We start from the raw sequence: 14,237 nt of genomic DNA on the forward strand, positions 1-14,237 counted from the left end.
GTGCGTTCCTTCGTTCAGGCGAGCGGCTGGCCGGTGATGCGCTCGAGCGCTTCCTGGTACTTCGCGGCCGTCTTCTCGACGACGTCGGCCGGCAATGCCGGTGCCGGCGCGGTCTTGCCCCACGGCTGCGCCTCGAGCCAGTCGCGCACGAACTGCTTGTCGAACGACGGCGGGTTGGTGCCGACCTGGTACTGGTCGGCCGGCCAGAAGCGCGACGAATCGGCCGTCAGCACTTCGTCCATCAGGTACAGCTTGCCGTGGTTGTCGAGGCCGAATTCGAACTTCGTGTCGGCGATGATGATGCCGCGCGTCGCCGCGTAGTCAGCTGCTTCCTTGTACAGACGGATCGAGATGTCGCGGATCGTCGCGGCCAGCTCGGTGCCGATGCGGCGCTCGGTTTCCTCGAACGTGATGTTCTCGTCGTGCTCGCCGAGCTCGGCCTTCGCGGCCGGCGTGAAGATCGGCTCGGGCAGCTTCTGCGCGTTCTGCAGGCCTTCCGGCAGCTTGACGCCGCACACGGCGCCCGACGCCTGGTATTCCTTCCAGCCGCTGCCGGCCAGGTAGCCGCGCACGACCGCCTCGATCATGATCGGCTCGAGGCGCTTGACGACCACGGCGCGGCCCTTGACCTGCTCGACCTCGTCGGCCGCGACGACCGCTTCCGGCGTGTCGCCCGTCAGGTGGTTCGGCACGATGTGCGCGAGCTTGTCGAACCAGAAGTTCGCCATCTGGTTCAGCACGCGGCCCTTGTTCGGAATCGGCTCGCCCATGATCACGTCGAATGCCGACAGGCGATCGGTCGTGACGATCAGGAGCTTGTCGTTGCCGACCGCGTAGTTGTCGCGGACCTTGCCGCGACCGAGGAGCGGCAGCGAGCGGAGCGTGGATTCGTAAAGGGTAGACATCGTCTTTTCGCAGATAAGGAGCCAAACAAAAAGGGAAACGCCGTTCCCCGCGGCAGGCGGGAACGGCGGTCTTGCAATGCGTCGGCGAACCGCCGGGAGATCACGCCCGTCGGTTGCCGGCCGGCCCTTGTTCGGCCGGACGGAACGGCTGCCGGAGCCGGATCCGATCCGGCCCCAAGGCAGTCAGCCCCGGCCCGGCGCGAAACCGGGCGGGGCAATCGTACTACAGTCTCAGCGCACGACCTGCGCGAGCGCGCCGGACTTGTACTGTTCGGCGATCTTGTCGAGCGACACCGGCTTGATCTTCGCGGCCTGGCCTTCGCAGCCGAACGCGAGGTAGCGGTCGACGCAGACCTGCTTCGCCGCTTCGCGCGCGGGCTTCAGGTAGTCGCGCGGATCGAACTTGCCCGGGTTCTCGAACAGGTAGCGGCGGATCGCGCCGGTGATCGCGAGACGCAGGTCGGTGTCGATGTTGATCTTGCGCACGCCGTGCTTGATGCCTTCCTGGATTTCCTCGACCGGCACGCCGTAGGTTTCCTTCATGTCGCCGCCGAATTCGCGGATCTCGGCCAGCAGTTCCTGCGGCACCGACGACGAACCGTGCATCACGAGGTGCGTGTTCGGGATGCGTGCGTGGATTTCCTTGATGCGCTGGATCGACAGGATGTCGCCCGTCGGCTTCTTCGAGAACTTGTACGCGCCGTGCGAGGTACCGATCGCGATCGCGAGCGCGTCGCACTGCGTGAGCTTCACGAAGTCGGCGGCCTGCTCCGGATCGGTCAGCAGCTGCTCGCGGGTCATCGTGCCTTCCGCGCCGTGGCCGTCTTCCTTGTCGCCCTTCATCGTCTCGAGCGAGCCGAGCACGCCGAGTTCGGCTTCGACCGTCACGCCGATCGAGTGCGCCATCTCGACGACCTTGCGCGACACGTCGACGTTGTATTCGTACGAGGCGACCGTCTTGCCGTCGGCTTCGAGCGAACCGTCCATCATCACGCTGGTGAAACCGCTGCGGATCGCGGCCGTACAGACCGCCGGCGACTGGCCGTGATCCTGGTGCATCACGACCGGGATGTGCGGATACGACTCGACCGCCGCTTCGATCAGGTGGCGCAGGAACGGCTCGCCCGCGTACTTACGCGCACCGGCCGATGCCTGCATGATCACGGGCGCGCCGACCTGGTCCGCTGCCGCCATGATCGCCTGGACCTGCTCCAGGTTGTTCACGTTGAAGGCCGGCAGGCCGTAACCGTGCTCTGCCGCGTGGTCCAGCAATTGACGCATTGATACGAGAGGCATTGTGGAACTCCTTGGAATGAAAACCGGTGCGCCCTGACGCCGGCGCGGCGCTCGCTCCCCGTCGAATCCGGGGCGGCACAGCGCGGCTGAGCGTCGAATAGCCGCATTTTATCGCGAAGCGCCTCCGATTCCGACCGCCCGGTGGCGCGTACTCGCATTTTGTTACCTTCGCACGGCACAATGCGGCCAAAAAACAGAAAAAAAGCCGCGCGGGGCATCGAACCCCACGCGGCTTTCGTCGAATAAACGGTGCCCGATCAGTTCGGGCGGCCGTCGGACCGGTCGACGGACCGGCCCGGTGCACGCCGGCGCTCAATAATGTTCGCCGACCCGCACGATCTTCAGCGTGTTGGTGCCGCCCGCCTGCCCCATCGGCTCGCCGACGGTCAGCACGACCATGTCGCCGTGCTGCACGTAGCCCTGCTTGACGACGATCTCGAGCGCCGCCTGCAGCGCCGAGTCGCGGTCGCTGTTGAAGTCGACGTGCAGCGGCGTCACGTTACGGTACAGCGCCATCGTGCGCTCGCTGCCGACGCGCGGCGTCAGCGCGAAGATCGGCACGTGCGTGTAGTGACGCGACATCCACAGCGCGGTCGCGCCCGATTCGGTCAGCGCGACGATCGCCTTGGCACCCAGGTGATAGGCGGTAAACAACGCGCCCATCGCGATCGACTGGTCGATCCGCGTGAACGTGCGGTCGAGGAAATCCTTGTCGAGTTCGACGTGCTCCGACTTTTCCGCCTCGACGCACACGGCCGCCATCGTCTCGATCGTGACGACCGGGTACTTGCCGGCGGCCGTCTCGGCCGACAGCATCACCGCGTCGGTGCCGTCGAGCACCGCGTTCGCGACGTCCGACACTTCCGCGCGGGTCGGCACGGGCGCGTGGATCATCGATTCCATCATCTGCGTCGCGGTGATCACGAGCTTGTTCGACTCGCGCGCCATCCGGATCATGCGCTTCTGCAGCGCCGGCACGGCCGCGTTGCCGACTTCCACCGCGAGGTCGCCGCGCGCGACCATGATGCCGTCGGACGCGTCGAGGATGCTCTGCAGCGCCGGAATCGCTTCCGCGCGCTCGATCTTCGCGATCATCTTCGGCTTGATGCCGTACGGCGCGCCCGCGATGTTCGCGAGCTGGCGCGCCATTTCCATGTCGGTCGCGTTCTTCGGGAACGACACCGCGACGAGATCCGCGCCGAGCGACATCGCCGTGCGGATGTCTTCCATGTCCTTCGCGGTCAGCGCGGGCGCCGACAGGCCGCCGCCCTGGCGGTTGATCCCCTTGTTGTTCGACAGCTCGCCGCCCACCTTGACGATCGTGTGAATCTCGTCGCCGAGCACGCGCTCGACGGTCAGCACGATCAGGCCGTCGTTCAGCAGCAGCAGGTCGCCCGGCTTCAGGTCGCGCGGCAGCTCCTTGTAGTCGAGGCCGACCCGCTCGTCGTTGCCGAGCTCGCAGCCCGCGTCGAGGATGAAGGCCTGACCCGGCACGAGCGTCGTCTTGCCGTTCTCGAACTTGCCAACGCGGATCTTCGGGCCCTGGAGGTCGGCCATGATCGCGATCTCGCGGCCGACCCTGCGGGCGGCCTCGCGCACCATCTCGGCGCGCTGGCGGTGATCGTCGGCCGTGCCGTGCGAAAAATTGAGCCGCACGACGTCGAGGCCCGCCTGCATCATCTGCAGCAGAATCTCCGGCGAACTGGAAGCCGGGCCGATCGTGGCGACTATCTTGGTGGCGCGCTGCATGAAACTCCTCATCTGGATCAAGGTGGATGCGCTGGGTGAAACGCTGCGAGAGCCGGAATCGGCGAGCCCAGCGGCGGCCGTTCCGGGGGGCGTGCCGGTGCTTGCGCCCGGCATCGCTTTGTTCTGAATCTCGTGGTGCTGCATGGCCGCGTCGCCGGCGGCCGCCGGTGCGCGCGGGGTGGAGTTCGCCCGCGCGGGCGCGCGTTTGCGCTTGCCCGCGCCGGCCGGCTGCTCCGCTTTCGCGGAGCGCGCGGCCTTCGTCACCCCTGCGCGCGCCACCACGCTCAGGCCGCCCGCGTTTCGAGCACTTCCACGGCCGGCAGCTTCTTCCCCTCGAGGAACTCGAGGAAGGCGCCGCCGCCCGTCGAGATGTAGCTGACCTGGTCGTGGATGCCGTACTTCGCGATGGCCGCGAGCGTGTCGCCGCCGCCCGCGATCGAGAACGCGGACGATTTGGCGATCGCTTCGGCGAGCGTCTTGGTGCCGTTGCCGAACTGGTCGAACTCGAACACGCCGACCGGGCCGTTCCACACGATCGTGCCGGCCTTCTCGAGCTGGCTGGCGAGCGCGCGGGCCGTATCCGGGCCGATGTCGAGGATCATGTCGTCCGCTTCGATGTCGGCGACCTGCTTCACCGTGGCTGCTGCCGTCGGCGAGAATTCCTTGGCGGTGACGACGTCGCTCGGGATCGGCACCGACGCGCCGCGCTCGCGCGCCTCGTCGATGATCGCCTTCGCCTCGGCGACGAGATCGGCTTCCGCGAGCGACTTGCCGATCGACAGGCCGGCCGCAAGCATGAACGTGTTCGCGATGCCGCCGCCGACGATCAGCTGGTCGACCTTGCCGGCCAGCGACTTGAGAATGGTCAGCTTGGTCGACACCTTGGAACCGGCGACGATCGCGACCAGCGGACGCGCCGGGTTGCCGAGCGCCTTGCCGAGCGCGTCGAGTTCGGCGGCCAGCAGCGGGCCCGCGCATGCGACGGGCGCGTACTTCGCGATCCCGTGGGTGGTCGCTTCCGCGCGGTGCGCGGTGCCGAACGCGTCGTTCACGTACACGTCGCAGAGCTTCGCCATCTTCTGGGCGAGCTCGTCCGAATTCTTCTTCTCGCCCTTGTTCACGCGGCAGTTCTCGAGCAGCACGACCTGGCCCGGCGCGACGTTCACGCCGTTCTCGACCCAGTTCGAGACGAGCGGCACGTCGCGGCCGAGCAGTTCGGCGAGTCGCTTCGCGACCGGCGCGAGCGAGTCTTCCGGCTTGAATTCGCCTTCGGTCGGACGACCGAGGTGCGACGTGACCATCACGGCCGCGCCGGCGTCGAGCGCGGCCTGGATGGCCGGCACGGACGCGCGCACGCGCGTGTCTTCGGTGATGTTGCCTTGATCGTCCTGCGGGACGTTCAGGTCGGCGCGGATGAACACCCGCTTGCCGGCGAGCTGGCCGGCGGCGATCAGGTCGGTAAGACGCTTGACTTGGCTCATGTTGAACAGATTGAAGTAGTGGATGGGGAAAGGGGGTTCACGCTGGACGTGCGCGGGCTGCCGCGAAAGGGCGCCGGATGCGGCCGTGGCTGGCGGTTCGCATGACGCGCACGGGTAAAAAATCTCGAACGGGCATTCTAGCCGATCCATCCGGCAGACTGACCCGTGCGGCGGCGAATTCCGCCTATTTGGGATCGCGCGTGGCCATCGACACATTGCCGCAACGCAGCAATGCGCGCGCGCCAGCGGCCGGCCCCGGCCGGCCGGCGCGGCGATTCGTCAGAAGATCAGGCGCAGCACGGTGAAGACGAGCATCCCGATGACGATCGTACCGAGCATGCTGCGCCGCCACAAGAACCAGCCGAGGCCGGCGAGCGCCGCGTAGAACGGGTGATTGGACAGCGCGAACGACAGCCCGGCCGGCGTTTCGAGCACGTCGGGCAGCACGACCGCGACGAGCGCGGCGGCCGGCGCGTAGCGCAGCGCGCGCTGGGCGCGCTCGGGCAGCACGGTGCGTTCGCCGCCGAGCAGGAACAGCGCGCGCGTGACGGCCGTGACGACCGTCATCCCGACGATGACGATCCAGATCTCGGTCGCGCTCATTCGATCTCCTTCTCGTGCACGGTTTCGGTACGGATGCGCCGCCAGTCGGCCCGTTCGACGAAGAAATCGGCCATGCTGCCCGCCGCGAGCGCGGCCAGCACCGCGATCGGCAGCGCGAGCCGGTACGGCAGGTCGAACGCGACGAGCGACACGATGCCGGCGACCGCGACGGCCGCGAGCGTCGAGCGGTTCGCGACCGCCGACACCATGATCGGGATCAGCGCGAGCGTGCCGGCCAGCTCCAGCCCCCAGCTCGCGGGAACGAAGCTCGCGAGCAGGATGCCGGCGAGCGACGACGCCTGCCACGACGCCCAGCTCGCGAGCGCCATCCCCCAGAAATACGCCTCCTTGCCCGGCACGTGGCCGTTCGCGAAGCCCTGTTTCTGGAACAGCAGGTAGATCACGTCGCCGTTGAAATAGCCGATCGCGAGGCGCCGCCACAGCGGCAGGTAGGAAAAATGGGGAGCAAGCCCGGCGCTGAAGATCACGAAGCGCAGGTTGACCATCGTGGCCGTGAGCAGGATCGTCCAGATCGGCAGCTTCGCGACGAGGAGCGGCAGCACCGCGAGCTGCGACGAGCCCGCGTAGACGAAGATCGACATCGCGCTCGCCTGCCCGAGCGTCATCACCGACTTGCTCATCGCGACGCCGGTGACGAGCCCCCAGGACAGGATCGCCATCAGGGTCGGGGAATAGTCACGCGCGCCCTGGATCAGCGCGAAGCGGTCGGTGGCGGACAATCGAGCGAGCATGGGAAAGCGGGCCGCAGCGGGCGGTTCGTCCGGGCTCCGGCGTCTCCCGCCGGCACGGCCCGTCGTCATTGGAATCGGTGCCGGACGATTATAGCCCCGGCCCTCGGCCGACCGACCGGCTCGACGCCAAATGACGCTAAAATATGCGTCTTTCCGGCTCAACGCTGCACACAACCCGCAGCACCTCACCGCTTCCAGGAGAATCCTATGTCAATGGCCGACCGCGACGGCAAGATCTGGATGGACGGCAAGCTGATCGACTGGCGCGACGCCAAGATCCACGTCCTGACCCATACGCTGCACTACGGCATGGGCGTCTTCGAGGGCGTGCGTGCGTACAAGACGGCCGACGGCAGCACCGCGATCTTCCGTCTGCGCGAGCACACCAAACGTCTGCTGAATTCGGCGAAGATCTTCCAGATGGACGTGCCGTTCGACCGGGAAACGCTCGAAGCCGCGCAGCTCGAAGTCGTGCGCGAGAACAAGCTCGAGTCGTGCTACCTGCGCCCGATCATCTGGGTCGGCTCGGAAAAGCTCGGCGTGTCGGCGAAGGGCAACACGATCCACGTCGCGATCGCCGCATGGCCGTGGGGCGCGTACCTCGGCGAGGAAGGCCTCGCGAAGGGCATCCGCGTGAAGACGTCGTCGTTCACGCGCCACCACGTGAACGTGTCGATGGTGCGCGCGAAGGCGTCGGGCTGGTACGTGAACTCGATCCTCGCGAACCAGGAAGCGACCGCCGACGGCTACGACGAAGCGCTGCTGCTCGACGTCGACGGCTACGTGTCGGAAGGCTCCGGCGAGAACTTCTTCCTGGTGAACAACGGCAAGCTGTACACGCCCGACCTGTCGTCGTGCCTCGACGGCATCACGCGCGACACGGTCATCACGCTCGCGAAGGACGCCGGCATCGAGGTGATCGAGAAGCGCATCACGCGCGACGAGGTCTACACGGCCGACGAGGCGTTCTTCACGGGCACGGCCGCCGAAGTCACGCCGATCCGCGAACTCGACAACCGCACGATCGGCAGCGGCGCGCGCGGCCCGGTCACGGAAAAGCTCCAGTCGGCGTTTTTCGATATCGTGTCGGGCAAGAACGCGAAGTACGCGCACTGGCTGACGAAGGTCTGAGTGCGCTGCGCCACCGACCGCCCCACAAAAGAGTGATAAGAGAAAGTCTCATGAGCGAAATCAAGGAAATGCCGCTGGTCGAGCTGACGGCCAAGGATCTCCCCGCCTACTGCCCGAACCCGGCCATGGCGCGCTGGAGCGCGCACCCGCGCGTGTTCATCGACGTCTCGCACGGCGAGGCGCGCTGCCCGTACTGCGGCACGCGCTACAAGCTGCGCGACGGCGAGGTGGTCAAAGGCCACTGAGCCCCGGCCGGCCGGGCCCGCGGGCCCGCCGCACGCAAGGCGGCGCAGCCGGAATCCCGGCGCGCCGCCCTTTTCCTGTTCTGACAACCCGAACGCGGTGCCTGTGCGCCGTGCTTCATTACGACATCGGAAGTCGACCTGATGCGTCGAGCGCTGGTTATCGCACCGAACTGGATCGGTGACGCATTGATGGCGCAGCCGCTTTTTGCGCTGCTGAAGAAGCTCCATCCCCGCATCGCGATCGATGCCGTCGCGCCCACCTGGGTCGCGCCCGTGCTCGAGCGGATGCCCGAGATCCACGATGTCTACGCGACCGACCTCGCGCACGGCAAGCTGCAGCTGCTGCGCCGCTGGCAGCTCGCGAGCGACCTGCGCGACGTCGGCTACGACGCGGCGTACGTGCTGCCGAATTCGCTGAAGTCCGCGGTGATCCCGTGGCTCGCGAACATCCCGCTGCGGATCGGCTACACGGGCGAGCATCGCTACGGCCTGCTGAACGTGCGGCACGCGAACCCGGACAAATCGGCCGAGCGAGCGCCGATGACGACCCACTACGCGGCGCTCGCGTATGCGCCGGGCGCGAAGCTGCCCGAGTCGATGAAGACGCTGCCCGCGCCGCGCCTCGACGCCGACCTGAACGAGACGGCGCGCGTGTCCGCGCGTTTCAATCTCGATACGCGCAAGCCGCTCGTCGTGTTCTGCCCGGGCGCGGAATACGGCCCGGCCAAGCGCTGGCCGCCCGAACATTTCGCGACGCTCGCGACGATCGTCCACCAGTCGTTCCCGTACACGCAGATCGTCGCACTCGGCTCGCAGAAGGACGCCGCCGCCGCGCAGGCGATCGCCGACCACGCGCCGAACGTGCGCAACCTGTGCGGGCAGACGTCGCTGTCCGAGGCATGTGCGCTGATCGCGCGCGCGAACGCGGTCGTGACCAACGATTCGGGGCTGATGCACGTCGCGGCCGCGTTGCGCCGGCCGCTCGTCGCGCTGTACGGATCGACCGATCCGCGCCACACTCCTCCGCTGTCTGACCTGGCGAAGGTACAATGGCTGCATCTCGAATGCAGTCCCTGCTTCGAACGCGAGTGCCCGCTCGGCCATCTGAAGTGCCTGCGCGAACTCGGTCCCGAGCAGGTATTCGGCGATTTGCGCGGCATGCTCGTCGGGCAGCGCTGACCCTGGCCGGCAGCGTCGCACGACGCGCCGGGCAATCCGATTCACCGGTGTACGGCGGCTCCATCCGGGCCGCCGTGCTGAATACGGCGCGCGACGCGCGCGAGAGATAACCCCGATGCCACGTTTTGCCCGCCTTTTCGAAGCCGCTGCCGATACGCTGAACGCCTACTACCAGGCCGTCGCCGATGCCAATCTCGACGCGCTGCTGGGGTTGTGGATCGACGAGGACTTCGCCAGCTGCGTCTGGGCCGACGGCGAGCATCTGCACGGCCTCGACCAGATCCGCAGCGGGCTGGCCAACCGGCTCGCGACGCGCCCCGTGACGATCGAACCGCTCGACATCCGCGTATACGACAGCCTCGGCACCGTCGTCTACACGATCGCCGAAGCGCATCAGCAGGCCGACCTGACGGCCGAACCCGACATGGTTTTCGCCACGTACGTGATGATTCACGAACGCGGCGAGTGGCGCATCGCGCATATTCACGCGAGCCCGATTCCCGAACAAGCGGCCGGACAATTCGCCGCGAAGATCCGTCACGGGCAGGGTCCGCTGCACTGACGAAGAACGAAGCAACGCATTAGCGGGGCGATCATGAGTACGGCTTCTCCGCCCACCTCGCCGCTGACAGGGGCCCCGGCCCCCGACGACGATTCACTGCGCTATCGCGCACCGCGCTGGCTGCCGAACAGCCATGCCCAAACCATCGTGCCCGCGCTGTTCGCACGGCGTCCGGCGGTCGCGTACCGACGCGAGCGATGGGAAACCCCCGACCACGACTTCATCGATCTCGACTGGGTCGCGCATCTCGACAGTGCCGCGCCGCCGCCCGACGCGCCGCTGTTCGTGCTGTTCCACGGCCTCGAAGGCAGTTCCGGCTCGCACTACGCGCTGGCAATGATGGCCGCCGCGCGCGCGAAGGGCTGGCACGCCGTCGTCCCGCACTTTCGCAGCTGCAGCGGCGAACTCAACCGGCAGCCGCGCTTCTACCATCTCGCCGACAGCGCCGAGGTCGACTGGATCCTGCGCCGGCTCGCCGCGCGGCATCGCGGGCCGATCGTCGCGGCCGGCGTGTCGCTCGGCGGCAACGTGCTGCTGCGCTGGCTCGGCGAGCACCGCAGCGACACGTCGATCGTGCACGCGGCCGCCGCGATCTCGACGCCGATCGACGTGCACGCGGGCGGCCGCGCGCTGTCGCAGGGCTTCGCGATGGTCTATACGCGCAGCTTCCTGAAGACGCTGAAACGCAAGGCGCTCGCGAAGCTCGACCAGTATCCGGGGCTGTTCGACCGCGACGCGATGCTGCGGGCCGTGACGATGCGCGACTTCGACGAAGTCGTGACCGCACCGCTGCACGGCTTCGCCGACGCCGACGACTACTGGACCCAGGCCACGACGCGCCCGCTGCTGCCCGCGATCGACGTGCCCACCCTGATCCTCAACGCCCGCAACGATCCGTTCCTGCCCGAATCCGCGCTGCCGAGTGCCGCCGACGTGTCGCCGGCCGTCGAGCTCGACCAGCCGGCGGACGGCGGCCATGCGGGATTCATGACCGGGCCGTTCCCCGGCCGCCTCGACTGGCTGTCGGCGCGGGTGTTCGGCTATTGCTCGAAATTCGTCGACCATGGATGACATCGTCAGGCAGGCCCTCGCCAAGTGGCCGAACGTGCCGCACTGCACCGGCTGGCTGCTGCTCGACCGGCGCGGCGAATGGCGGCTGCGCGACGACGCCGCGCAGGCCGCCGGCGAGCTCGGCTCGCCGGTCCGGCATGCGGCGCTGAACGCGTTCATCGGGCGCAACTACGAATGCGATGCGCACGGCCAGTGGTTCTTCCAGAACGGGCCGCAACGCGTGTATGTCGAGCTCGCCTATACGCCGTGGGTCGTGCGCCTGGCCGAGCGCGACGGGCAGCTCACGCTGGCCGACCAGACCGGCGCGCCGTTCGAGCCGGACGCCGCGTGGCTCGACGATGCGGGCGGCGTGCTGTTGCGCGCGCCCGGCACGCCGCCGCGCATCGCGGCGTTGCACGACCACGACCTCGGCCTGTTCGCCGATCACGCGGACTTCGACGCGACGCCGCCCGTGCTGCGCTGGCGCGACGGGCGCACGCTGCCGCTCGGCAGTCTCGCCCGTGCCGACGTGCCGGCGACGTTCGGCTTCGTCGCGAGTCCCGCGCAGCGGGCGCACGATACGTCGGGCGCGCCGAACGGCGGCAGCACCGGAAGCTGAAGCGCAAGCGCCCTGCCCGTCTGACGGCCGTCATCCGCGGCCGTTCTTCTCGTCCTCGCGCTCCTCCTTGTAGCGCGCCTCGAATTCCAGCAGCCGCGCGCCGATGATCGACTGGTCGTAGAACGACACGTCCTTCGCGTCGCGCGCCTCCTTCAGCTGGCGAATCGCCGACGGCCACGCGCCGTCGAGCGCCAGCTTCTCCGCGAGCGCGCGGCGCCGCGCGAGCACGTCGCCACGGCCGTCGCTCGCCTTCGCGAGGTAATCCCACCAGTCCGGCTGCTCGGGGTCCGCCTGCGCCTGGTTGCGCGCGAGCGCCTGTGCGTCGGCGAAGCGGCGTTCGGCGATCAGCGCCTGCAGGTGCGCGACGATCGCCGCATGCGACGCCGGCCAGCGCCGCTGCGCGAGCGCCGCGAGCCGCACCGCGTCGTCGGTCCGTCCCGCGCGGCGGGCGATGTCGGCCGCAAGCACGTCGAGGCTCGGCGAACTCGTCGCCGGATCGTCCGCGCGCCGCTCGCGCGCGTCGAACGCGGCGCGCGCCGACGCGAGCGCCTTGTCGGCCGCATCGTACTGGCCGAGCAGCGTGTTCGCGAGCGCGATCCCGTACGCGTTCGCCGCGACGTTCGGTGCCGTCCGATCGTCGAGCTCGAGCTGCATCCGGCGCACCTCGGCCGCGATGTCGTTCGGCGCGCGGTTCTGCAGAATGCGCAACCGCGCGCGCACGAAGCCATATTCGGCCGACTGGTGCGGCTGCCGATACGGCGCGCGGCGTGCGCGATCCTCCATGTCGGCGATCCGCTCGCCCGTCAGCGGGTGCGTGCGCGCATAGGCCGGCACGCCCGCGTCGCCCATCGACGTGCGCTCGAGCCGTTCGAAGAAGCCCGGCATCCCGTACGGGTCGTAGCCGGCACCGGCGAGCAGCTGGAACCCGACGCGGTCGGCTTCGCGCTCGGCCGACCGCGAGAAGCGCAGCTGATTGTCGACCGCATAGGCCTGCCCGCCCATCGCGATCGCGCTGCCGAGATCGCCGCTGCGCGCGAGCACGCCTGCCAGCACGCCGAGCAGCATCGTCGCGAGCGCCGTGTAGCCGGTCTTCTCGTTCGCGCCGATCATCCGCGCGATGTGCCGCTGCAGCACGTGGCCCATCTCGTGGCCGACCACCGATGCGAGTTCGGATTCCGTCTGCGTCGTGACGACCAGCCCGCTGTTGATGCCGATGAAGCCGCCCGGCATCGAGAACGCGTTGATCTGCGGATCGCGCACCGGGAACAGTTCGAAGTCCGGCATGTAGCCGCCGATGTAGCGCGCCGCCGCAGCCGCCGCGAGCCGCTTCGCGATCGCGTTCAGGTAATCGCGTGCGAGCCAGTCGTCGAGATAGTCCGGATCGCGCCGCACCTCGCGCATCACGCGCTCGCCGAGACGGCGTTCGGCCTGCGGCGTGAGCGAACCGCCGGAGCCGTCGCCGAGGTCGGGCAGCTCCAGCGTGCGCAGCGGCGCGCGCAGGCTCGCGCCGGGCGCGGACGCGCCGTCGGCGCCGGCAAACCGGCTTTCCGCGCCGCCGTAGGTGCCGAACACGCCGGTCGCGATGCCCGACGGCACCGTGGAGATCGACGGCGAGGCGCCGGTCGCCGGCTCGAGCGGCAGCGCGGAGGTGCGCTGTGCATGGCCGCTCGGCGGCAGCGCGAGCGCCGCCGAAAGCAGCACGGCAAGCAACTGTTTGACACGCATGGCAGGATGAAAGCGACGCCGCACCGCGCGCCGGGCGCGCATTGCGGCGTGTGGTCTGAATATTCGGGTCATTGTACCGGCGACATCGCAACTGTCCCGTGCGGCAAGTGCGCCATCTGCGCGCCCGGTGCCGCGAAGGCCACTGCTATGATAGGCGCCCGTTGAAACGTTGGATCGGATCGGGGTGCAGAGAGGGATTCGGCGCCCCAGCCGGTCACGAAGCAGGATCGGGTGACGTGCTCGCGCGTGCGCACGCCGTTCCACTGGAGCAAGACATGTCAGGACTGACCCATTTCGACGCCGCCGGCCACGCACACATGGTCGACGTCGGCGGCAAGCAGGAAACGCAACGCATCGCGATCGCGCGCGGCACGATCCGGATGCTGCCGGCGACCTTCGCGCTGATCCGCGACGGCAAGGCGAAGAAAGGCGACGTGCTCGGCGTCGCGCGGATCGCCGCGATCCAGGGCGCGAAGCGCACCGCCGACCTCATTCCGCTGTGTCACCCGCTCGCGCTGACGCGCGTGGCCGTCGACTTCGAACTCGACGATGCGCTGCCGGGCGTGCACTGCGTCGCGCAGGTCGAGACGTTCGGGCGGACCGGCGTCGAGATGGAAGCGCTGACGGCCGTGCAGGTCGGGTTGCTCACCGTGTACGACATGTGCAAGGCGGTGGATCGCGGGATGGTGATCACCGAGGTGAGCGTGCGGGAAAAGCGCGGCGGGAAGTCGGGGGACTGGAAGGCGGAGGATGTCGCGGGCTGAGCGGCCCGGGCCTGGTCGATCCGGCCTGAACCACCCACGCCCGACCATTGCCCGACCGGGTGACGTGCACGCCCTGCCCCGTCAGGCCGACGCGCCGACCGCATTTGAAATGTCGTTGAAAGGCAAATTCGAGATAGCTGACGTTTATCTCATACAATTGGCGGATTCCGCACGGG

Annotated in this window: 15 protein-coding genes; 8 read left to right on the forward strand and 7 right to left on the reverse strand. The window is 68.4% G+C overall.

Annotation, left to right across the window (positions count from 1 at the left end; genetic code table 11):
• Positions 1-14 precede the first annotated feature (14 nt).
• The 3 genes from DIE12_RS15805 to pyk all read right to left on the reverse strand — a co-directional run bounded on the left by DIE12_RS15805 (position 15) and on the right by pyk (position 3,950).
• Positions 15-905 carry a phosphoribosylaminoimidazolesuccinocarboxamide synthase gene (locus tag DIE12_RS15805; protein WP_124521093.1) on the reverse strand — a complete coding sequence of 297 codons (891 nt, stop codon included), beginning with the start codon at positions 903-905 and terminating at the stop codon, positions 15-17.
• Positions 906-1,136: 231 nt separating this feature from the next.
• The gene (fba, locus tag DIE12_RS15810; protein ID WP_044844503.1) at positions 1,137-2,201 is read right to left on the reverse strand and encodes a class II fructose-bisphosphate aldolase; all 1,065 of its coding nucleotides are present in this window, start codon (positions 2,199-2,201) and stop codon (positions 1,137-1,139) included.
• Positions 2,202-2,513: 312 nt separating this feature from the next.
• Entirely contained in the window at positions 2,514-3,950 is a 1,437-nt protein-coding gene (gene pyk / locus DIE12_RS15815) for a pyruvate kinase (protein WP_044844504.1), read from the reverse strand.
• Here pyk and DIE12_RS38635 point away from each other — a divergent pair.
• Positions 3,949-4,077: a hypothetical protein gene (locus DIE12_RS38635; protein WP_257773798.1), complete on the forward strand. Its 129-nt coding sequence runs from the start codon at positions 3,949-3,951 to the stop codon at positions 4,075-4,077. The genes pyk and DIE12_RS38635 overlap by 2 nt on opposite strands.
• Positions 4,078-4,234: 157 nt before the next feature.
• Here DIE12_RS38635 and DIE12_RS15820 read toward each other — a convergent pair whose 3' ends face one another.
• From DIE12_RS15820 to DIE12_RS15830, 3 genes are all read right to left on the reverse strand, one after another.
• Positions 4,235-5,431: a phosphoglycerate kinase gene (locus tag DIE12_RS15820; RefSeq protein WP_124521091.1), complete on the reverse strand. Its 1,197-nt coding sequence runs from the start codon at positions 5,429-5,431 to the stop codon at positions 4,235-4,237.
• A 279-nt stretch (positions 5,432-5,710) separates the two neighbouring features.
• The gene (locus DIE12_RS15825) at positions 5,711-6,034 is read right to left on the reverse strand and encodes an AzlD domain-containing protein (RefSeq protein ID WP_124486924.1); all 324 of its coding nucleotides are present in this window, start codon (positions 6,032-6,034) and stop codon (positions 5,711-5,713) included.
• Positions 6,031-6,786, reverse strand: a complete 756-nt coding sequence (locus DIE12_RS15830) for an AzlC family ABC transporter permease (RefSeq protein WP_124486923.1) — start codon at positions 6,784-6,786, stop codon at positions 6,031-6,033. Before DIE12_RS15830 ends, DIE12_RS15825 begins: the two co-directional genes overlap by 4 nt.
• A gap of 207 nt (positions 6,787-6,993) precedes the next feature.
• On the opposite strand from DIE12_RS15830, the gene DIE12_RS15835 reads away from it, so the two are divergent.
• From DIE12_RS15835 to DIE12_RS15860, 6 genes are all read left to right on the forward strand, one after another.
• Positions 6,994-7,917 carry a branched-chain amino acid transaminase gene (locus DIE12_RS15835; RefSeq protein ID WP_047898927.1) on the forward strand — a complete coding sequence of 308 codons (924 nt, stop codon included), beginning with the start codon at positions 6,994-6,996 and terminating at the stop codon, positions 7,915-7,917.
• 50 nt (positions 7,918-7,967) lie between these two features.
• A complete protein-coding gene (locus tag DIE12_RS15840) occupies positions 7,968-8,162 on the forward strand; it encodes a zinc-finger domain-containing protein (protein WP_006749970.1) in 195 nt (64 codons plus the stop codon).
• A gap of 141 nt (positions 8,163-8,303) precedes the next feature.
• The gene (gene waaF, locus DIE12_RS15845) at positions 8,304-9,341 is read left to right on the forward strand and encodes a lipopolysaccharide heptosyltransferase II (RefSeq protein WP_044844509.1); all 1,038 of its coding nucleotides are present in this window, start codon (positions 8,304-8,306) and stop codon (positions 9,339-9,341) included.
• Between the two features lie 115 nt (positions 9,342-9,456).
• The gene (locus tag DIE12_RS15850; protein WP_006749968.1) at positions 9,457-9,903 is read left to right on the forward strand and encodes a nuclear transport factor 2 family protein; all 447 of its coding nucleotides are present in this window, start codon (positions 9,457-9,459) and stop codon (positions 9,901-9,903) included.
• A 33-nt stretch (positions 9,904-9,936) separates the two neighbouring features.
• Entirely contained in the window at positions 9,937-10,974 is a 1,038-nt protein-coding gene (locus DIE12_RS15855) for a hydrolase (RefSeq protein WP_044844510.1), read from the forward strand.
• Positions 10,967-11,572, forward strand: coding sequence for a DUF2946 family protein (locus DIE12_RS15860; protein WP_044844511.1), 606 nt, complete (start codon positions 10,967-10,969; stop codon positions 11,570-11,572). The genes DIE12_RS15855 and DIE12_RS15860 overlap by 8 nt, the downstream gene beginning before the upstream one ends.
• Before the next feature lie 30 nt (positions 11,573-11,602).
• On the opposite strand, the gene DIE12_RS15865 is transcribed toward DIE12_RS15860, so the two are convergent.
• A complete protein-coding gene (locus tag DIE12_RS15865) occupies positions 11,603-13,297 on the reverse strand; it encodes a M48 family metalloprotease (RefSeq protein ID WP_124521089.1) in 1,695 nt (564 codons plus the stop codon).
• A gap of 275 nt (positions 13,298-13,572) precedes the next feature.
• Between DIE12_RS15865 and moaC the strand changes: the two genes are divergently transcribed.
• Complete coding sequence (moaC, locus tag DIE12_RS15870) at positions 13,573-14,061, forward strand: cyclic pyranopterin monophosphate synthase MoaC (protein ID WP_044844513.1); 489 nt, start codon at positions 13,573-13,575, stop codon at positions 14,059-14,061.
• Positions 14,062-14,237 lie beyond the last annotated feature (176 nt).

Origin of the sequence: Burkholderia sp. Bp9015 (genome assembly GCF_003853505.1) — a bacterium.
Taxonomy (GTDB): Bacteria; Pseudomonadota; Gammaproteobacteria; order Burkholderiales; family Burkholderiaceae; genus Burkholderia.